The organism is Campylobacter sp. CFSAN093238 (assembly GCF_012898015.1).
Classification (GTDB): domain Bacteria; phylum Campylobacterota; class Campylobacteria; order Campylobacterales; family Campylobacteraceae; genus Campylobacter_D; species Campylobacter_D jejuni.
On sequence record NZ_CP040611.1, the window covers coordinates 304,116 to 323,685 of the forward strand.

The following is a 19,570-nucleotide window of genomic DNA, read 5'->3' on the forward strand; positions in this document are numbered from 1 at the left end:
ATTATTAAAATCTAACTTTTGCTTGGTATTTTTGCAAGCAAAAGTTAAAATTGTTATTGATGCTTCTTTTTAGCGCTAAAATGACATAAAGTAGAACAAAGTATACAAAGAATACAAGCACTAAGGAGCATGATAAGACCAGCATTCCAACTACCATAGTAATCCACAGCCCAACCTATGCTTTTGTTCCAAGTGAAGCGCCGACTACATAACTCATAAAGCCATGAAGTCCTACACAAGATCCTACTGCAAAAGCAGGAACGACTTCCATAGTTTGCATACTTGCTAAAAATTGTGGTATATAGACTAAACACCCCGCCATAGCTGCAAAGAAAATAACCATATAAAGATTATTTGAAGTAAAATATCCAATAATCATAAAGAAAATAATCACCATGGCGCCTATAGCAGGAGGCATTCTATAGCCTTTAAAAATTTTATCTGAAATATATCCTGCAAGTAAAGTAGAAGGTATAGCAGCCCATTCAAAAAGCCAAAAGGCAATACCTATTTGTTCTTTATTAAAGCCTTTTGTTTCTAGCAAGTAAATAGGAAGCCAAGAAATAAGCCCAAAACGCACCATATAAACAAAAGTATCCATTCAAGCCACATGCCAAGCATTTTTGTTTTTAAGTACATAATGATAAAAAATTTCAAAACTGCTTAAATTTGGAGTTTCTATAGCTTTGATTTCTTCTATTTTAATCCCTCGCATTTCATTGATTTCAGTAATATCAACCAAACCTTCATTTTTAGGATTTCCTTTAACTGCATAAAGCGCATAAAGACTAATGATAACTGCACAAGCAGCAGGAGTATAAAAATGATTCATGTGCCAATATGTTTCGTTAAAATTTGCCATACTCACACCCAATAATGCTGCTAAAGCAAAACCTGAAAGCGAAACTATAGGAGCAACTATCCCGCCTCCTATATTATGTGAGATATTCCAAACGGCCGTGTAAATTCCCCGCTCTTTTTTAGGATACCAGTTTGCAAGAGTGATAAAAGAAGGACCTACCCCCATACCTTGAAAAACCCCAAGCGCGATAACAAAACCTACATAAGCGTAAAAAGAATTTGAAAAACCAAGTAAAACATTTACAAGAGCACATAAAATAAGACCTAAAGCCATGTATTTTTTAGGACCAGCTTTGTCGCTTATAACGCTCATTGCACCCTTGCTAATCCCGTAAGCTATAAGCATTGAGCCTGTGATTGTTCCGATGTCTGATTTACTGAGATTAAGTTGATTTTGTATAAATGGAGTTGAAAGAGTGATATTATTTCGCACAAGATAATATCCCATATATCCTATAAAAACCCCACTTAAACTCCAAGTTCTCATTTTGTAATATCTAGGTAAAATTTCCTAAAGAGGAAATTTAATAGCTTTTGCCTTAGGTTTGAAAAAATCAAACATATTTAAACCATCCTTACTAACTTTATATTTTTATAGTTTAAATAATGTTAATCGATATAAAATAAAAAAATAATTAAAAATAATACGAAATTTATATAATTTAAAAATTAAAATTTTATACTATGAAGCTTTAAAAAAATATGTTAAAATCCAGATTTTTATCTTTTGCAAGGAAGACAATGAAAGAAATTCTTATCACTAATGACGATGGTTATGAAAGCGAAGGACTTAAAAAACTCATTAAGATGTTAACAAAAGAATTTAAAGCCAAGATCACCATAGTAGCTCCTGCTAGTGAAAAATCAGCTTGTTCGCACTCTATAACCCTAACCAAACCTTTGCGTTTTGTTAAAGTGGGAAAAAGATTTTACAAACTTGATGATGGCACTCCAGCAGATTGTGTTTATCTTGCTTTGCATGCTTTATACAAAAAGCGTTTGCCTGATCTTGTAATAAGTGGGATTAATAAAGGTGCTAATGTAGGCGAGGATATTACCTACTCAGGAACTTGCGCAGGAGCTATGGAGGCGGTTTTACAAGGAATTCCTGCTATCGCTCTTTCTCAATTTTATAAAAAAAGCGAAAAAGAACTAGACTATAAAAATGCTTTACAAATTACCAAAAAAATCATTCAAAATATTTTTGATAAAGGTTTTCCTTTGGAAAAAAAAGAATTTTTAAATATCAATTTTCCTGCAAAATCAAAAATCAAAGGCATTAAAATTTGTAAAGCAGGCAAAAGGGTTTATAATTTTGAAGCCCATTCAAATGTCAATCCGAGAGGAGTAGAGTACTATTGGCTTGCAGCGGCGAATTTAGACTTTGAAGATGAGAAAAATAGCGATATTGCCTTACTTAAAAAAGGTTACGCTACAATAACACCTATAATGCTGGATCTTACAGCTTATGAAAGAATGAAAAAAGTTAAAAAATGGTTAAAGGCAAATGATGAATGATAGATTTACACGTATAAAATGGCTAGTTGGAGAAGAAAAATTTCAAAAAATTTCACAAACAAAAGTTTTGGTTTGCGGACTTGGTGGAGTGGGTGGAATTTGCGTTGATGCGCTTTATCGTAGCGGTTTTCAAAATCTTACTTTAATCGATGCGGATAAATTTGAAATCACCAATCAAAACCGCCAAATTCATAGTGAAAATTTAGGCGAAGAAAAAGCTAAGGTTTTTGCTAGAATTTACAATGCTAAGGGTATAGTAAGTAAAATAGACAATGAATTTTTAGCAAATTTTGATTTAAGTGAATTTGATTTAATCATCGATGCAATTGATGATATCCCTGCAAAAGTAGCACTTGCCAATTTGATCGATTTTAAGCGTCAAATTTTTATCTCTTCTACAGGTGGGGCTAGAAAGCTTGATCCTACGCGTATAAAAACTACAAGTATATTTAAAACCCACGGAGATGCTTTAGCAAAAAAATTTCGTTACGAGCTTAGAAAATCAGGTTTTAAAGGAAATTTTGATGTGGTTTTTTCAGATGAGGAAGCGCATTGTAAAGATCTTGGATCTTTCATGGGTGTGACTGCATCTTTTGGTTTAGCTTTAGCAAGTTTAGCATTAAGAAAAGTTCTTGCTAGATAAGATTGAAATTTAAATATTTATCTTAGATAAATTCATTTATCTAAGATAGAAAAAATTACAAAAATAGTTAGATATTAGAAAATAGCTCCGTGTTTTTCATAATTTGTTATTTTTGTAGCAGTGTTATTTTCATCTACAAAGACAACTTTTGGTTTAAATGTTTTTGCTTCTTCTTCGTTAAAATCAGCATAAGACATAATGATCACTTTATCTCCTACTTCAGCAAGACGAGCCGCAGCGCCATTTAAGCATACAACCCCTTCTTCTTGTGTAGCGATGGTGTAGGTTTCAAATCTAGCGCCATTATTGACATTGACTACTTGAACTTTTTCGTATTCTAAAATTCCACTCGCTTGCAATAATTTTTCATCTATGCTTATGCTTCCTACATAATCAAGCCTAGCTTCTGTTATGTTTGCACGGTGTATTTTTGATTTGAGTAAAGTAATGTTCATTTTAATCCTTGTACTAAAAAATTATCAATGAGTCTTGTTTTTCCAACAAAAGCAGCCACTGCTCCTAAAACATTATCGGCGATATTTTTAATATTTTCCATAGTGTTAAAATCAACTAATTCTATATAATCGATTTTGATTAATTTTTCTTTTTCTAAAATATCTTTCATAGCTTGGATAATTTTGGAAGTATCTTTTTCTCCTTCTTGGACTAATTTTTCAGCTAAAAAAATGCTTTGAGATATAGCTAGTGACGCTTTTCTTTCTTCTTCGCTAAGATATACATTTCTAGAGCTTTTAGCTAAGCCATCTTCTTCTCTAATGATAGGACAAATTTGAATTTTTAAATCAAAATTTAAATCATCAACCATATGTCTAACGACTACGCATTGCTGCGCGTCTTTTTGCCCCATATAGACTATATCAGGGTTTAGGATATTAAAAAATTTAGCCAAAACTGTGCAAACGCCTCTAAAATGCCCCAGTCTTTTAGCTCCACAAAGCTTATCCGTGATCGTGTTCATATCCACATAGGTGCTAAAATTCTTAAGATACATTTGAGCTGCATCGGGGATAAAAACCATATCAACGCCATTATCTTGACACATTTTAATGTCGCGTTCTAAATCTCTTGGATAACTAGAAAAATCTTCATTAGGGCCAAATTGCATAGGATTTACAAAGATACTTACTATGACTTTATCTTGTGTTTTGGCATTTTTGACTAAACTTAAATGCCCATCGTGTAAAAAGCCCATGGTTGGAACATAGCCTATGCTAAGGTTATGTGATTTCCAATTTTTTACAATTTGTTTTGCTTCTTTGATAGAAGTAATGACTTCCATATTTGTATCCTTAGTATAATTTATCTAATAATTCATCATCTAAATAATCAAAGCTGTGCTCTTCGGAAGGAAAAATACCGCTTTTAACTTCATCTCTATATTTTTCAACTCCTACTTGAGGGTCAATTTTATCAAAATGCTTTACAAATTTTGCTTTAAAATCTTTATTTAAACCTAAAAGATCATGATAAACTAAAACTTGTCCATCGCAGTATTTACCTGAACCTATGCCGATTGTTGGAATTTCTAAAATAGAGCTTATTTTTTGTGCTAATTTTACAGGTACGCATTCTAAAACCAACATACAAGCACCCGCATCTTGCACAGCTTTTGCATCATCTATGATTTTTTGAGCCGATTGTAAATCTTTACCTTGAACTCTATATCCACCTAGCATATTTACAGCTTGTGGGGTTAGTCCTAGGTGAGCAACGACGGGTATTCCTGATTGGGAAATTAATTTAATCTTGCTTGCGATTTCTATACCCCCTTCCACTTTTACCCCATTTGCATGGCTTTCTTTGATAAATCTTGAGGCATTTAAGATAGCGTCACGATCCGAGCTTTGATAAGACATGAAAGGCATATCCGCAAGTACGAAAGACTTTTTAGCTCCGCGAGAAACAGCTTTGGTAAAGATCAACATTTCATCCATGGTCACACTTAAAGTATCTTGCATGCCAAGCACTGTCATAGCTAATGAATCTCCAACCAATATGATATCTATATCGCAATTATCTAGAATTTTTGCACTATGGTAGTCATAGGCACTTACCATGGTTATTTTTTCATTTTTACCTTTTTTTTCCAAAAAACTAAGAATACTTTTTCTCATTTAAAATACCTCGTTTAGCTATAAAATAGTAAGCAAAAAACTAGCATATAAATTTTCATAAATAGTAAATAAACGATAAAACAAAATATATTTAATTAATGGATTGTTTTAATGGTTACAATTTTGGAAAATTTCTGTAGAAAAATTAAATTTTTACTTTTGTTTATCAAGTTTTCCTACGATGATAGGGTTAAAGGCTTTTATGGATAGTAAAAGCGTATCGCCGATTTTTACATTTTTATAAGTTCTTAAAAATTCTTCTTCGCTAAGTGTGATTTTAACGATATCTTGATTTAAAAGTAGGGTAAAAATCATCAAAATATCACTTTTTTTAATCTCAAGCAAAGTTGCACTTAAACGCAGTTTCGCACTTAAATTTGATGAGGTAAAAAATTCATTTGTTCTTGCATCTTTGATGATTTTTCCATCACTAAGCTCTAAAATTCTATGACTTAATTTGTAAATTTCAGCCAAATCGTGACTTACCAATAAAGTAGTGATTTTAAAATGTTGTAAAATTTTCACAAGCTCATCTTGCAAAAAAGATCGCATTTTAAAGTCTAATGCACTCAAAGGCTCATCTAAAAGTAAAATTTGCGGTTCTCTCGCTAAAGCCCTTGCTAAAGCCACTCTTTGTGCTTGTCCACCGCTTAAATTTTTGGGATAAATTTTGGCTAAATTTTCTAAATTCATTAAGCTTAAAAGCTCTTCTACTTTTTGTTTTGAAGTCGCAGCGTAAGAAATGTTTTCTTTTACGCTCATATTTGGAAAAAGAGCATAATCTTGAAAAACAAAGCCGATTTTTCTTTTTTGTATGGCTAAATTGATATTTTTTTGGGTATCAAGCCAAAGCTCATCTCCTACTTCTATGCGCCCAAATTCAGGTTTTATAAGTCCTGCAATGATTTTAAGTAAAGTCGTTTTTCCCGCACCGCTTTCTCCAAAAATAGCAGTGATTTCATTTGCTTTTAGGCAAGTGTTTAATTCTAGTTGCTTCTTGCCTTTTGCTGTGTTAATGGGAAGTTTTATATCGATTTTTATCATAAAATTGGCCTATAGAGCGATTTTTTTGTTCACAAAATAAAGACTTAAGAGTATAGCAAAAGAAATCGCAAATAAAGTAAAAGCGTATTGATGTGCTAAGGTATAGTTTAAAACTTCAAGCTCATCATAAATAGCAATACTTGCGACCAAAGTTTCACCTTTTTTGTGTCCACCTATCATCATCACCACTCCAAATTCACCAATGGTGTGTGCAAAACTCATCGCGCAAGCACTAAAAATCCCTACTTTAGAATTGGGTAAAATCACTCTAAAAAGTGTATAAATTTTACCCTTTCCTAGAGCATAAGAAGCATCAAGTAGGTTTTGATTGATTGATGAAAAAGCACTTTGTAAAGGATTTACCATAAAGGGCAGAGAAAAAATCAAAGAAGCAAATACTAAACCTTCAAAGCTAAAAACCAAAGAAAGGTTAAAATATTCTTTTAAAAATTGTCCTAAAAAGCTGTTTTGTGAAAAGCTTATGAGTAAATAAAATCCCAAAACACTTGGAGGCAAAACCAAGGGCAAAGCTACAAAGGTTTGCACCAAGCTTTTAAAAGGAAATTTCACAAAGCTTAAAAGATAGGCTAAAAATACTCCGATGAAAAAGAGTATAAAGGTAGTGATAAATGCAAGTTTAAAGGTAAGATAAAGGGTTTGTAAAAAATCATTATCCATAAATAGCCTTTAAAATGATATCGTTTTCCTTGACAAAGCAAAGCCATTCTTGTCCTTCTTCGAGCTTAAGCTCTAAGGCTTTTTCTTTAGCGATAATGCTAGAAATTTCATCACCCTCAAAATCAAAAAAGATATGATATAGAATTTTGCCCTTTTTAATACTTTTAATCCTTGCTAGAAATGAATTTTCCACACTTAAAATAGAATGAGGCAAGGCAAAGCCAAGTTCGTGTTCTTTAAAAAGCACTTGAATTTTTGTACCTATTTTAAGATCTTGCAAAGAATGAAGATCAAGCATTAAAACTTTAAAAATATGCTCTTTAATACTGATCTTAACGATGACAATCTCACCCTCATTTAAAAGCTCTATAATCTTGCCATTTAAGATATTCAAGGTGTGTCAAATCCGTATTTTTTAAAGATTTCTTTTGCTTTTTGTGAGCTGATAAAATCGCTAAATTCAAAGGCTAATTTTTTATCTTTAGCGTATCTTGTGATGACATAGCTTTGTTTTAAAGGGGTGAAGTATTTTTGATCGATTAAAATAGCTTTGCCCTTAGGATGATTGATAGAAGATACTAAAGAATAAGCCACAATACCCAAATCCGCATTATTGCTATCGACATGTAAAACGGGCACGGAGATATTTTCACCTAAAACAATTTTATCTTCAAAGAGTTTGTCTAATTTTAAATTTTCAAGTACTTCTTTAGCAGCTACTCCATAAGGAGCAACTTTTGGATTTGCAAGGCTTAGGTGATGAATTTTATTTGCTTTATCTTTTAGCTTTTCTATCCCACCTTCAAGTAAGCTTTCATCTAAGCTATATAAGGCTAAGATACCTAAAACATAAACTTTTGGTTTATCTAAAGCGTTTTGATCCTCATAAATTGCTTGCGCGTATTTTGTATCGGCTGAAAAAAATAGATCAAATTCTCTCCCTTGTTTCAAAAGTTGATAATACTTTCCCGAAGCACCAAAAACAAGATCTATATTGTCATTAGGGTGTGATTTTAAAAATTCATTTTTGACTTCTTCCATAGCTTTTGAAGCTGAAGAAGCTACGAAAACACTTAAATTTTGTGCATTTAAATTTAAAGATAAAAACAACACTATAAAAATTAACACAAGCTTTTTCACTGCACTTTCCTTTGTAGATAATCTTGATTTTTTGTATTATAACATAAGAAATTTTATTTTGTATCTTTTTTGCATAAAATAAAAATAGGATGATAAGTGAGTTTATTTTGGAATTTTTCTTCAAATTCTTTTAAGAATTGCTTGTTTAAGCGATAAAATCCCAAAGAATTTACCCCGCTTAATTTCAAATGCTTAAAAACCTCTAAAGCGTTTTGAAATTCCAAATTTACAATTTCTTCAGTGATTTTAATATCAGAAAAATAGGGTTTAAAAATTTGTTCAAGTTCTTTTGTGCTAAAATATTTTAAACCCAAGCCTGTGCTTTGTTTGATCTCTTTTAAATTCATTTTTCCAAAAGTAGAAAGAAGTAAAATTCCTTTTTCATTTAACATATTTGCTAGTGTGGGCAAAACCTGCTTTAAATCAAGCCATTGCAAACTCGCATTAGAAGTGATAAGATCAAATTTTTGCTTGCTTAAAATCTGTGTAGCTAGGGTATTCATATCAAAAATTTCTACATTAAGATTGTCAGGATAATCCAAAATATCATTTTTTAGATATTCATCAAAAGTGATAATTTTTGAAAGTTTGTCGCTAAATTCGCCCCTACCACAACCAAATTCAAACACTTTTTTAAAATGCGAAATTTCTAAATTTTTTAAAATTTCACAAAGTTTTAAACCCATTAAATCTTGCACTTTTGCGTGTTTTTGATAATCTTTTGCTTTTAAAAAATTCAAATTTCATCCCAAGTTTTAAAATGAAAAAAAGCAAAATGTGGCTCATTTAGGAAAATAAGCTTTGAAAAAGTGTTTTTTAAAGCATTTTGAGGAAAAATTTCATCATTATTGCTTGAGTAAATTTTGTCCCAAATAAAGTTTTCATTACACTCTTTTGAGGCAAATTCGAAAAGTTTTTCAAGCTCGGTTTTTAAATCTTTTTCATCTTTAAAAATAAAGTTTTTTGCTTCATTTTTGCGCTCTTTAAATAAAGATTTTTTAAAAGCCGTGAGATCAAATTTTTTAATTTGCTTAGCAAAAATTGCAGGATGAATTCCTTTTAATTTATCTATGCCAAAAGGAGTGCCATTGATAGCTATTTTTTGCGAAAACTCTATATCTTTTAAAACTCTACTTGCTACGCAAACTCCCATAGAAAAAGCTATGAGAGTGATTTTAGAAAAAGACTTTAAATCAAATTTAAAGTCTAAATTTTCATAATCATAAACCAAAACTACATTTTTATCGCTTTTTAAATGTGCAAAATGGCTAGGATGTGAAGCAAAACCGCCAAATACTAAGATAAGTTCTTGTGAGTTTTCATTTTGAATTAAATTGCTTATTTTCATAAAAGTTCTATCACTTTCTTTAAATCTTCTTTACTAAGTCCTGCATGCAAAGAAAAACGAATTCTAGCTGTATTTTTAGGCACCGTAGGTTCTTTTATAGCGGGTGCAAAAATGCCATTTGTTTCAAGTTTTTTTGCTAATTCTATAGTCTTTTGATTTTTTCCCAAAACCAAGGAGATGATGTAAGCATCGCCTAAAATTTGATGATTTTTTTCTATGAGTTGATTTTTAAAAAAGTTGCCTATGATTTGTAATTTTTCTCTTTTTTCTTTTAGCTCGCTCATTTTTTCAAAAATAAATTTTGTCCAAGCTATATTGATAGGAGGCAGCGCTGTAGAATAAATAAAAGCTCTAGCTTTGTTGATAAAAAAGCTTTTATAAAGATTATTACAAATTATGCAAGCACCCATAGAAGCAAGAGCCTTGCCAAAGGTAAAAACTATAAAATCAACCTTTTCTTCCAAATTTAAAGCTTTAACAAGTCCCAAGCCCTCCTCATCAAAGCAACCCACGCTGTGCGCTTCATCGATATAAAGTTTGATTTTAGGGTATTTTTCTTTAAAGGCGATGAGTGTATTAAAATCAGAAAAATCACCATCCATGCTAAATAATGCTTCGCTTAAAATGATGATATTTTCATAATGATCATAATGTTTTTGAATTAAATTTTCTAAATGATTCATATCGTTATGATGAAAGCGAAAAAATTTTGCTCCGCCAAGTTTTAGTCCATCAATCATACTTGCATGGATGAATTTATCTGCTAAAAAAAGTGTATTTGGAATGCTCACAAGTGCAGCTATACAAGAGATATTAAGATGATAACCGCTGTTAAAATGTAAGATTTCTTTTTCTTTAAATTTGGATTTTAAAAAGCTTTCTAATTCCTCATAAATTGTAAAATTTCCACTCAAGCTCCTTGAACTTGAGCTTGAAAAAAATAAGTCTTGTTCTTTGACATTATCTAAAAATTCATCTTTTAAAGATTTGCAAGAGCTTAAATTTAAATAATCATTCCCCGCTAAATTTAAAAGCTTTTTACCCTCTTTAAAAACAAAATTTCCTTCATGTTTGAGGCTTGTAAGTTTTCTAAGATTGTGATTTTTTTCAAGGGCTTCTAAGATATTTTCAAGGCTCATTTTTTTCCTAAAATTCAGAAATTTAAAGTATTATTTTGCCAAAATATATTTAAAAAAGAAGTTATAATGCAAAATCAAATCTTAAAAAATCTCGATTTAGAGCATATTTGGCACCCTTGTACGCAAATGAAAGATCATGAAAATTTGCCACTCATTCCTATAAAAAGAGCTAAAGGAGTGTGGCTTTATGATTTTGATGATAAGGCTTATATGGACTGTGTGAGCTCGTGGTGGGTAAATCTTTTTGGGCATTGTAATGAAAAAATCGCAAATGCCATTAAAAAACAAGTTGATGAGCTAGAGCATGTGATTTTAGCAGGTTTTACACATGAGCCCATCATCAAGCTTTCTGCAAGACTTTGCGAAAAAGTAGGCAGGAATTTTAACAAATGTTTTTACGCAGATAATGGTTCAAGCGCTATTGAAGTCGCACTTAAGATGAGCTTTCATTATCATTTAAATAAGGGAGTGAAAAAAAGTAAATTTTTATCTTTAAGTAATTCTTATCATGGTGAAACCTTAGGAGCCTTAAGTGTAGGAGATGTAGCACTTTATAAAGATACTTATAAGCCTTTACTTTTAGAGTGTTTAAGCACGCCTGTGCCACAAAGTAAAGATTACACTCAAGAGCTTGAAATTTTAAAAGATATTTTAGAAAAAAATGCAAGTGAAATTTGCGCTTTTATACTTGAACCTTTGGTGCAATGTGCGGGAAATATGCATATGTATGAAGCAGGGTTCATTGATGAGGCCATAAAGCTTTGCCATCAATTTGGAGTGCAAGTGATTTTTGATGAAATTGCAGTGGGCTTTGGACGCACAGGAACTTTGTTTGCCTTACATCAATGCAAACAAAGCCCCGATTTTATCTGTCTTTCAAAAGGGATAACGGGTGGATTTATGCCACTTTCTGTAGTGCTTACAAGAGATGAAATTTATAATGCTTTTTATGATACTTATGAAAGCCAAAAGGCTTTTTTACATTCTCATAGCTATACGGGAAATACCTTAGCTTGCGCGGCAGCAAATGCGGTTTTAGATATCTTTGAGGATGAAAATATTTTAGTAAAAAATCAAATTTTAAGCGAGTTTATCAAAAAAGAATTTTCAAGACTTGAAAAATTTGACTTTTTGGGTAATTTTAGAACTTGCGGGATGATCAGTGCTTTTGATATTTTAAGCACCAAGTATAAACGCGTAGGACTTTTTGTATTTCAAAAAGCCTTAGAAAAAGGTTTGCTTTTAAGACCTTTAGCAAATACGATTTATTTTATGCCTCCTTACATCATCACAAAAGAACAAATCGTTTATATACTAGAGAGTTTAGAGCAGATTTTTAAGGAATTTTAAGTTGTAAAATTTCTTGCATTTGCTCTTTAAAATCTTTATTTAAAATGCTATTTTCATCAAAAAAATCAAGATTGATTATAGGAATTTTTGCATAATTTTTTATAAAATCATCTTGTAAGATATCTTTTTTACCCATCATTACAAGGGCTAAAAGATTGATATTTCTTTGCTTTAAAGCTTCAATGCTAAGCAAGATATGATTAATGCTTCCAAGATAGTATTTTGCTACCAAAATCGTAGGGTGTTTGAAAATATTCACAAAATCAATCATAGTGTAATTTTCATCCATAGGAGAAAAAAGCCCACCCGCAAGCTCAATAAGTAGGTTTTTGCTTTTTGGTAAAATGATATCTAAGGCTTTATAATCAAGCTTTTCTTTGATTTTTCCAAGATGAGGAGAAGCTGGAGTTTGCAAAAAAATACCTTCTTTAAAAATCTTTGTTTTTGGGCTAAATTTTGCAATAAACTCGCTATCTGTTGGAGTTCCTGCTTGAATGAGTTTAAAATAATCATAGTTAAAATTCGCACAAAAAGCTGCACTAAAATGTGTTTTTCCTACATCAGTATGTATTCCACTCACATAAATTTGCACAAAAAATCCTTAAGAAAGAAATTTTAAACCTACTGTACAAGCAATAATCACAGTGATTAAAAAAAGTTTTAAAAAACTTTTACTTTCTTTATAAAAAAGCACTCCTATCATTACCCCACCAGCGGTTCCAGCTCCTGTCCATATAGCATAAGCAACGCTCATAGCGATATTTTGCATACTTAAGCTTAAAAAAGTAAAAGAAAATCCAAAACACACTATCAAAGCTAAAAGGTAAAGCTTGTTTTTAGTGCTTACAAGTTCTTTCATGATCACCACGCCAAAAATTTCACAGGCAGTAGCTAAAAACAAATAAAACCATTCCATAACTAAGCTTCCTTGCTTACCCATTTAAGGGCTATAATACTTAAAAGTAAAATTGCTATAAGCACAAGTTTAATTATAGAAACAGCTTCGTTAAAAATAAACATTTCGTTTAAAACCACCCCAATAGTGCCAATGCCTACAAAAACACTATAAGTAATACTTACTTCAAGTCTTTCACAAGCTTTTAAAAAGCAAGTAAAAGAAATACAAACCCCAATGGCTGTTAAAATATACTGCCAAATTTCTGTAGAATATTTAAGTCCACTTACCCAAAAGCATTCTATAATTCCACCTAAGATTATTAAAAACCAAGCTATATTAATATTGAATTTTTCATTCACATGAAGCCTTAAATTAACATAATATTTGTAAAACAAATTATATCTTAAAGAAATTAAAAGAAGCTATAAATTTACTTTTCCATAAGCCAAAATTAGATATAATCAAAGCTCATTTTTTAAGAAAGGACAAAAGATGTTAGAAGGCATCGTTAGAGAGAGTATCGGTAGAAAAGCTGCTAAAGCTTTAAAAAGAGATGGTTATCTAATCGCAAACATCTATGGAAAAGGATTAGAAAACATCAATGCCGCTTTTAAAGTAAATGAGTTTATTAAGGAAGTTCGTAAAAAAACTACTTTAATTTTTGATGTAAAAGTAGGTTCTCAAACTTTAAGCGTTGTAGTTGTAGATTATCAAAAAGATCCTGTAACTGCAGAACTTAAACATGTGGATTTAAAAGTTGCACAAAAAGGTGTGATTTCTAAATACATGGTCCCAGTTAAAATCACAGGAACAGCTATAGGTCTTAAAAATAAAGGTGTTTTAATCCAATCAAAAAGAAGATTAAAAGTAAAATGTGCAGCTGAAAATTTACCAAATTTCTTCGAACTTGATGTAAGTAAACTTGATGTGGGTGATGCTTTACTTGTTCGTGATATTGTAGTTCCTGCGGGAGTAACTATGATTGATGCTGATAGAGTAGCGGTTGTAGGTGTAGAAAAAGCTAGATGATTTTAGTCGTAGGGCTTGGCAATATAGGCGTAGAGTATGAAAATACCCGTCATAATGTCGGTTTTATGCTAATTGACTTACTTTTAAAAGAAAGCAATTTTACAAATCTTACAAACTCTAAATTTAAAGGAGAGCTTTTTAAAATAGGTTCTTCTTTACTTCTTCTTAAACCTAGTACTTATATGAATAATTCAGGACTTAGCGTAAAAGCAGTGAATGATTTTTATAAATGCGAAAGAATGATAGTTATCCATGATGATATAGATATAAATTTAGGAGCCTTGCGCTTTAAAAAAGGCGGTTCAAGTGGTGGACATAATGGGCTTAAAAGCATAGATACTTTATGTGGAAATGACTATGAAAGAGTGCGTATAGGAGTGGGAAAGGGTGAAAATGTGATTTCCCATGTTTTAGGTAAATTTAAATCCGAAGAAGAAATAACTTTAAGCAAAGTTTTAGAGCATACAAAAAAAGCTTTGCTTGAGCTTATTGAAAATGATGATTTGTCTGCTATATCATCCAAATACAGCCTAAAGGCTTAAGATGTGGATATTTTTTCGTTTTATTTCAGGGATTTATTTAAAAAATTTTTTTATTATATTTTTTTCTTTACTTGGTTTTTATTGCGGTATTGATTTACTCTTAAATTTTAAAGATCTACCAAAAGCCGCAAATCTTGATTTGCTTTATGTTATGTTTTTATCTTTTTCGGCAGTGCCTTATGTATTACCCATTTCTTTGATTTTTGCTTTGGTAGTTTCTTTGATTTCTATGATCAGAGCAAATGAATTTGTAAGTCTTTATGCGTTAGGACTGAGTAGAAATTATGTTATTTTATTTCCTTTTTTATGGGCTTTATTTTTTTGTTGTATTTATATAGGATTGAATTTTACTTCTTTTGCTTATGCAAATGATTATAAGAGAAATATTTTGAAAAATGGCACTATTATGAATCAAAGTGGAGAAGTGTTTTTGAAATTTAACAATAATTTTGTTTATATTTCAAAGATAAACAATGGACAAAATAGTGCTCAAAATATAAAAATTTTTAATATTAATGATTTAAATTTAAGCTCTTTTGTAAGTGCTAAAAATGCCCATTTTGAAGGTGAAAGCTGGATTTTGCGAGATGGTAATATTACATTATTACCTAAAAATTATGAACTTGCTAATGATGGTTTAAAGATACAAGATTTCTCCGAGCTTAAATCACTTGAAGGTTTTAAACCAAAGATTATAGAAGGGGTTGCTAGTAATAGTGATTATTCAATATCTGATGCACTTGAAAGTTTTGAGCTTTTTAAGGCGCAAAATGTCAATACAGATACTCTTAAAATCAATCTTTATAAATTTGTTTTTACTCCTTTTTTTGCACCATTTTTAATGCTTATTATGTATTATTTTTTTCCTGTAATAGCAAGATTTTTTAATCTTGCTATTGTAGCTTTTGTAGCTTTTGTAGCGACTTTGATGATTTGGGGAGTCTTGTTTTTGCTTACTAGATTAAGCGAAAATAGTGTGATTGCAAGTGAAATTGGCATTGTAGTGCCTATTATAATTTTGGGTTGTTTAAGTGCTTATATGTATTATAAGCATCGATAAATTAAGCTTTGTGTAGTAAAATTATAAAAATTAAAGGTTAAATATGGATTATAAACAATTAAAACAAGAATTTAATACCCCTTTTTATATTTACAATTTTGATTTCATAAAAGAGCGTTTTTTAAATCTCAAAGAGGCTTTTAAGGCTAGAAAATCTCAAATTTTTTACGCTGTAAAAGCCAATTCAAATTTAAGTTTGTTGCAAATGCTTGCAAATTTAGATAGTGGATTTGATTGTGTGAGTATAGGCGAGGTAAAGCGTGCCTTAAAAGCAGGAGCAAAAGCTTATAAGATTATTTTTAGTGGAGTAGGAAAAACCAAAGAAGAGTTAAGACAAGCTTTAGAATATGATATTTTATATATTAACCTTGAAAGCGAAGCTGAAATGATGCTTTTAGAAAGTGTGGCTAAAGAACTTAATCTAAAGGCAAGAATCAGTATTCGTGTTAATCCAAATGTTGATGCAAAAACTCATCCTTATATTTCTACAGGATTAAATGAAAATAAATTTGGTGTCGAAATTGATATAGCAAGAAAAATGTATCTTTATGCAAAAAATTCATCTTTTTTAGAGCCCGTTGGAGTGCATTTTCATATAGGTTCGCAACTTTTAGATATTTCTCCCATTCATGAAGCAGCAGGCATCGTTGCAAAACTTGTAAGAGAGTTAAAAGCCTTGCAAATCGATCTTAAATTTTTTGATATAGGCGGTGGTTTGGGTGTGGCTTATAAAAAAGATGAGTGTGAATCTGATCTTTATGATTATGCACAAGGTATATTAGCACAACTTCATGGGCTTGATTTAACTATAGGAATGGAGCCCGGAAGGTATCTAGTTGCTAAAAGTGGAGAATTTGTTTGTTCAGTGCTTTATGAAAAACAAAATAAAACCAAGCGTTTTGTTGTAGTAGATGGAGCGATGAATGATCTTATACGCCCAAGTTTATACGAGGCTTATCATGAAATAATCTTACCTTATAATCAAGGCGAAGAGAGTTTATGTGATGTTGTAGGTGGAATTTGTGAGAGTGGGGACTTTTTTGCTAAAGCAAGGTCTTTGCCTGGCACTCAAAGTGGTGATATAATGGTTATTAAAAATACTGGAGCTTATGGTTTTAGCATGAGTAGTAATTACAATACTCGTAATAAAGTTTGCGAATTAGCCCTTGAAGAAGGACAGGTAAGATTGATCCGTCAAAGAGAAAATTTTGAAGATCAAATCGCTTTAGAAGAGAAATTTTTAAAGGCTTAAAATGTTTTTTTTAGATGTTCAAGGGACTTTAATTTCTGATCATGATAAATCTTTAATCCATGGTGCTAAAGAACTGATCGATTTTTTAAATGCAAAAAATCTTCCTTATCTTATCATCACTAACAATACAAAAAAACTTGATTTTTTAGAAAAATTACAGCAAAAAGGATTGGCTATAAAAGAAAATGCTTATATTGATCCTTTCAGCGTTTTAAAACACCTTTTAAGACCTTGTAAAGTTGCGGCTTTTGGTGCAGATGAGTTTATAAAAAGTCTTGAAAATCTTGGTTTTGAGCTCGATTTTGTAAATCCTAGTGCTGTGCTTGTGGCTAGTTATGATGATTTTAAATTTAAAGATTTTGCCACTATGATAGAATTGGCTAGAAGAGAAGTTAGATTTATAGCTATGCACGAAACTAGTATTTATAAAAAAGATGGTAGGCCTTATCCTGGTGTAGGTAGCATTATGGCTATGCTTAAAAATGCTATTGATTTTGAATACGAGGTTGTGGGTAAGCCTAGCATTGCTTTTTATAAAGAAGCTTTAAATTTAATAAGAAGACAAAATTCAAAAATCGATTTTGAAGATATTAAAATCATTAGTGATGATTTTAGGGGTGACTTGCTTAAGGCAAAAGAACTTGGCATGAAAACCTTGCTAGTTTTAAGCGGCAAGATAAGCGACACAAAAGGGCTTGATACGGATTTGCTTGATGGAGTTTATCCTAGTGTTTTTGAGTTTTTAAAGGATCTAAAATGCCAAATTTAGAAGAATTTAGAAATAAAATCGATGCGGTTGATGATAAAATTTTAGATCTTTTAAATGAAAGAATGACTTATGTTAAAAGTATAGGTGAGCTTAAGCAAAGTAGTGGGGGAAGTATTTATCGTCCTGAGCGTGAAAGAGCCATTATCAATCGTTTAAAAAATGCAAATTTAGGACTTTTAGATCAAAATGCCATAGAGGCAATTTATCAAGAAATTTTTGCAGTTTCAAGAAATTTAGAAATGCCTCAAACTATAGCTTATTTAGGGCCTGAAGGAACTTATACACATCAAGCAGCAAGAAGTCGTTTTGGTGCGATGAGTCGTTATATAGCCTTGGCTAATATCGAAGATGTTTTTAAAGAGTTAAGCAACAAAGAAGCAAAATACGGTGTTGTACCTATAGAAAATAATACCGAAGGTGCAGTGGGCATTACTTTAGATTGTCTAGGTAAGTATAATGAGCTTAAAATTTTTGGCGAAATTTATATGGATATTCATCATTCTTTTGTAGGAATTAATGAAAATTTAAAAGAAATCAAACGCATTTATTCGCATCCGCAAGGTTATAATCAATGTCGTAAATTTTTAGAAAGTCATGAACTTAGTGCTATAGAATTTGTTCCTTCAAAATCTACAGCTAATGCAGCTTACCTAGCTTCGCAAGATAAATATGCGGCAGCAATTTGTTCTAGAATAGCGGCTAAGCTTTATAATGTGCCTGTACTTTTTGATAAAATAGAAGATAATGCAGCCAATAAAACAAGATTTTTAATTTTAAGCGATATTAAAAATCCTAAAATGCCAAATTGTAAAACTTCTATTTTAGCACACACAGCACATAAACCTGGGGGACTTAGCTTTTTATTAGAGCAGTTTAAAAAAGAAAATATCAATCTTACTAAGCTTGAATCTCGCCCTGTAAAATCAAAAGAATTTTTACACAGTTTTTATATAGATTTTGAAGGGCATATTGATGATGAAAATGTAAAAAAAGCCTTAAAAGATATACAAGAGATTGTTTGGCTTGGATCTTATTTATCAGGAGAAAAAGATGAAATTTAATGAATTTTTAAATAATTTAAGCAATTATGAACCCGGCAAAGATATAGAAGTTATTGCTAAAGAATATGGCGTTAAAGAAGTGATAAAATTAGCAAGCAATGAAAATCCTTTTGGCGCGCCACCAAAAGCTATAGAATGTTTAAGACAAAATGCAAACAAAGCCCATCTTTACCCTGATGATAGTATGATAGAACTTAAAAGCACATTGGCTCAAAAATACAAAGTTCAAAATGAAAATATTATCATCGGTGCAGGCAGTGATCAAGTGATTGAATTTGCTATACATGCTAAGTTAAATTCTAAAAATGCTTTTTTGCAAGCTGGAGTTACCTTTGCTATGTATGAAATTTATGCCAAACAATGTGGTGCAAAGTGTTATAAAACTCAAAGTATTACTCATAATTTAGATGAGTTTAAAAAACTTTATGAAACGCACAAAGATGAAATTAAACTTATTTTTTTATGCTTACCAAACAATCCTTTAGGCGAGTGTTTGGATGCAAGTGAGGCGACCGAGTTTATTAAAGGTGTAAATGAGGATTGTTTAGTTGTGATTGATGCAGCTTATAATGAATTTGCAAGTTTTAAAGATAGCAAAAAACATTTAAAACTTTGCGAATTGATTAAAGAATTTGACAATGTACTTTATTTAGGAACTTTTTCTAAGCTTTATGGATTAGGAGGTTTACGCATTGGTTATGGTATAGCTAATGCTAATATTATTAGTGCATTTTACAAGCTTCGTGCGCCTTTTAATGTGAGTAATCTTGCTTTAAAAGCAGCAGTTGCAGCAATAAATGATGATGAATTTGCTAAAAAAACTTTAGAGAATAATTTTTCTCAAATGGAGCTTTATAAAGAATTTGCTAAAAAACATAATATCAAAATTATCGATAGTTATACAAATTTCATCACTTATTTTTTTGATGAAAAAAATAGTACAGATTTGTCTGAAAAATTGCTTAAAAAGGGTATAATAATAAGAAATTTAAAAAGCTATGGTTTAAATGCTATACGCATTACTATAGGAACATCTTATGAAAATGAAAAATTTTTTACAGAATTTGATAAGATTTTAAGATAGATAAATCAAATAAAAATAT

Annotated in this window: 25 protein-coding genes; 10 read left to right on the forward strand and 15 right to left on the reverse strand. The window is 31.0% G+C overall.

What is annotated here, in order from left to right; all coding sequences use genetic code 11:
* Window positions 1–175 precede the first annotated feature (175 nt).
* Both FBF21_RS09420 and FBF21_RS09425 read right to left on the reverse strand, forming a co-directional pair.
* Entirely contained in the window at window positions 176–601 is a 426-nt protein-coding gene (locus tag FBF21_RS09420; RefSeq protein ID WP_198429840.1) for an MFS transporter, read from the reverse strand.
* Window positions 602–1,348, reverse strand: coding sequence for an MFS transporter (locus tag FBF21_RS09425; protein ID WP_348981004.1), 747 nt, complete (start codon window positions 1,346–1,348; stop codon window positions 602–604).
* A gap of 254 nt (window positions 1,349–1,602) precedes the next feature.
* Between FBF21_RS09425 and surE the strand changes: the two genes are divergently transcribed.
* Together surE and FBF21_RS01650 are read left to right on the forward strand one after the other, a co-directional pair.
* On the forward strand, window positions 1,603–2,379 hold the full coding sequence (surE, locus tag FBF21_RS01645) for a 5'/3'-nucleotidase SurE (RefSeq protein WP_002854555.1): 777 nt from the start codon (window positions 1,603–1,605) through the stop codon (window positions 2,377–2,379).
* Window positions 2,369–3,022, forward strand: a complete 654-nt coding sequence (locus tag FBF21_RS01650) for a ThiF family adenylyltransferase (RefSeq protein WP_074482889.1) — start codon at window positions 2,369–2,371, stop codon at window positions 3,020–3,022. Before surE ends, FBF21_RS01650 begins: the two co-directional genes overlap by 11 nt.
* A 74-nt stretch (window positions 3,023–3,096) precedes the next feature.
* Here FBF21_RS01650 and panD read toward each other — a convergent pair whose 3' ends face one another.
* The 10 genes from panD to FBF21_RS01700 form a co-directional block, all read right to left on the reverse strand.
* A complete protein-coding gene (panD, locus tag FBF21_RS01655; RefSeq protein WP_002798651.1) occupies window positions 3,097–3,477 on the reverse strand; it encodes an aspartate 1-decarboxylase in 381 nt (126 codons plus the stop codon).
* Window positions 3,474–4,322 (reverse strand): pantoate--beta-alanine ligase, encoded by an 849-nt coding sequence (panC, locus tag FBF21_RS01660; protein ID WP_002867741.1) that lies wholly within the window; start codon window positions 4,320–4,322, stop codon window positions 3,474–3,476. The genes panD and panC overlap by 4 nt, the downstream gene beginning before the upstream one ends.
* Before the next feature lie 10 nt (window positions 4,323–4,332).
* A complete protein-coding gene (gene panB / locus FBF21_RS01665) occupies window positions 4,333–5,157 on the reverse strand; it encodes a 3-methyl-2-oxobutanoate hydroxymethyltransferase (protein ID WP_002854572.1) in 825 nt (274 codons plus the stop codon).
* 153 nt (window positions 5,158–5,310) lie between these two features.
* On the reverse strand, window positions 5,311–6,201 hold the full coding sequence (locus FBF21_RS01670; protein ID WP_002854406.1) for a sulfate/molybdate ABC transporter ATP-binding protein: 891 nt from the start codon (window positions 6,199–6,201) through the stop codon (window positions 5,311–5,313).
* Window positions 6,202–6,210: 9 nt separating this feature from the next.
* Entirely contained in the window at window positions 6,211–6,879 is a 669-nt protein-coding gene (modB, locus tag FBF21_RS01675) for a molybdate ABC transporter permease subunit (protein ID WP_002854336.1), read from the reverse strand.
* On the reverse strand, window positions 6,872–7,273 hold the full coding sequence (locus FBF21_RS01680; protein WP_002787993.1) for a molybdenum-pterin-binding protein: 402 nt from the start codon (window positions 7,271–7,273) through the stop codon (window positions 6,872–6,874). Before FBF21_RS01680 ends, modB begins: the two co-directional genes overlap by 8 nt.
* On the reverse strand, window positions 7,270–8,019 hold the full coding sequence (gene modA / locus FBF21_RS01685; RefSeq protein ID WP_002854529.1) for a molybdate ABC transporter substrate-binding protein: 750 nt from the start codon (window positions 8,017–8,019) through the stop codon (window positions 7,270–7,272). Before modA ends, FBF21_RS01680 begins: the two co-directional genes overlap by 4 nt.
* Before the next feature lie 53 nt (window positions 8,020–8,072).
* Window positions 8,073–8,759 (reverse strand): malonyl-ACP O-methyltransferase BioC, encoded by a 687-nt coding sequence (gene bioC / locus FBF21_RS01690; protein ID WP_002854349.1) that lies wholly within the window; start codon window positions 8,757–8,759, stop codon window positions 8,073–8,075.
* Window positions 8,756–9,367 (reverse strand): pimeloyl-ACP methyl esterase BioG family protein, encoded by a 612-nt coding sequence (locus FBF21_RS01695; protein WP_002854367.1) that lies wholly within the window; start codon window positions 9,365–9,367, stop codon window positions 8,756–8,758. Before FBF21_RS01695 ends, bioC begins: the two co-directional genes overlap by 4 nt.
* Window positions 9,364–10,506 carry a pyridoxal phosphate-dependent aminotransferase family protein gene (locus FBF21_RS01700; protein ID WP_002876223.1) on the reverse strand — a complete coding sequence of 381 codons (1,143 nt, stop codon included), beginning with the start codon at window positions 10,504–10,506 and terminating at the stop codon, window positions 9,364–9,366. The genes FBF21_RS01695 and FBF21_RS01700 overlap by 4 nt, the downstream gene beginning before the upstream one ends.
* Before the next feature lie 66 nt (window positions 10,507–10,572).
* On the opposite strand from FBF21_RS01700, the gene FBF21_RS01705 reads away from it, so the two are divergent.
* On the forward strand, window positions 10,573–11,856 hold the full coding sequence (locus FBF21_RS01705) for an adenosylmethionine--8-amino-7-oxononanoate transaminase (protein ID WP_002876220.1): 1,284 nt from the start codon (window positions 10,573–10,575) through the stop codon (window positions 11,854–11,856).
* Here the strand turns inward: FBF21_RS01705 and bioD are convergent.
* Genes bioD through FBF21_RS01720 form a run of 3 tightly spaced genes read right to left on the reverse strand, consistent with a single transcriptional unit; the run spans window position 11,843 to window position 13,113 of the window.
* Window positions 11,843–12,448 (reverse strand): ATP-dependent dethiobiotin synthetase BioD, encoded by a 606-nt coding sequence (bioD, locus tag FBF21_RS01710; RefSeq protein ID WP_002816248.1) that lies wholly within the window; start codon window positions 12,446–12,448, stop codon window positions 11,843–11,845. The two genes, FBF21_RS01705 and bioD, sit on opposite strands and share 14 nt — an antisense overlap.
* A 9-nt stretch (window positions 12,449–12,457) precedes the next feature.
* Window positions 12,458–12,772 carry a multidrug efflux SMR transporter gene (locus FBF21_RS01715; protein WP_002857436.1) on the reverse strand — a complete coding sequence of 105 codons (315 nt, stop codon included), beginning with the start codon at window positions 12,770–12,772 and terminating at the stop codon, window positions 12,458–12,460.
* A gap of 2 nt (window positions 12,773–12,774) precedes the next feature.
* Window positions 12,775–13,113 carry a multidrug efflux SMR transporter gene (locus FBF21_RS01720; protein ID WP_002783219.1) on the reverse strand — a complete coding sequence of 113 codons (339 nt, stop codon included), beginning with the start codon at window positions 13,111–13,113 and terminating at the stop codon, window positions 12,775–12,777.
* Between the two features lie 133 nt (window positions 13,114–13,246).
* Between FBF21_RS01720 and FBF21_RS01725 the strand changes: the two genes are divergently transcribed.
* Genes FBF21_RS01725 through hisC form a run of 7 tightly spaced genes read left to right on the forward strand, consistent with a single transcriptional unit; the run spans window position 13,247 to window position 19,551 of the window.
* Window positions 13,247–13,783 carry a 50S ribosomal protein L25/general stress protein Ctc gene (locus FBF21_RS01725; protein ID WP_002791314.1) on the forward strand — a complete coding sequence of 179 codons (537 nt, stop codon included), beginning with the start codon at window positions 13,247–13,249 and terminating at the stop codon, window positions 13,781–13,783.
* The gene (gene pth / locus FBF21_RS01730) at window positions 13,780–14,325 is read left to right on the forward strand and encodes an aminoacyl-tRNA hydrolase (RefSeq protein ID WP_002857525.1); all 546 of its coding nucleotides are present in this window, start codon (window positions 13,780–13,782) and stop codon (window positions 14,323–14,325) included. Before FBF21_RS01725 ends, pth begins: the two co-directional genes overlap by 4 nt.
* A 1-nt stretch (window position 14,326) precedes the next feature.
* Window positions 14,327–15,385 carry an LptF/LptG family permease gene (locus tag FBF21_RS01735; protein WP_002869724.1) on the forward strand — a complete coding sequence of 353 codons (1,059 nt, stop codon included), beginning with the start codon at window positions 14,327–14,329 and terminating at the stop codon, window positions 15,383–15,385.
* Window positions 15,386–15,428: 43 nt separating this feature from the next.
* Complete coding sequence (lysA, locus tag FBF21_RS01740) at window positions 15,429–16,637, forward strand: diaminopimelate decarboxylase (RefSeq protein ID WP_002869725.1); 1,209 nt, start codon at window positions 15,429–15,431, stop codon at window positions 16,635–16,637.
* A gap of 1 nt (window position 16,638) precedes the next feature.
* On the forward strand, window positions 16,639–17,406 hold the full coding sequence (locus FBF21_RS01745; RefSeq protein WP_002869726.1) for an HAD-IIA family hydrolase: 768 nt from the start codon (window positions 16,639–16,641) through the stop codon (window positions 17,404–17,406).
* Window positions 17,394–18,467, forward strand: coding sequence for a prephenate dehydratase (gene pheA / locus FBF21_RS01750; RefSeq protein WP_002858741.1), 1,074 nt, complete (start codon window positions 17,394–17,396; stop codon window positions 18,465–18,467). The genes FBF21_RS01745 and pheA overlap by 13 nt, the downstream gene beginning before the upstream one ends.
* Window positions 18,457–19,551 (forward strand): histidinol-phosphate transaminase, encoded by a 1,095-nt coding sequence (gene hisC, locus FBF21_RS01755; RefSeq protein ID WP_002869727.1) that lies wholly within the window; start codon window positions 18,457–18,459, stop codon window positions 19,549–19,551. The genes pheA and hisC overlap by 11 nt, the downstream gene beginning before the upstream one ends.
* The last annotated feature ends 19 nt before the right edge of the window (window positions 19,552–19,570 follow it).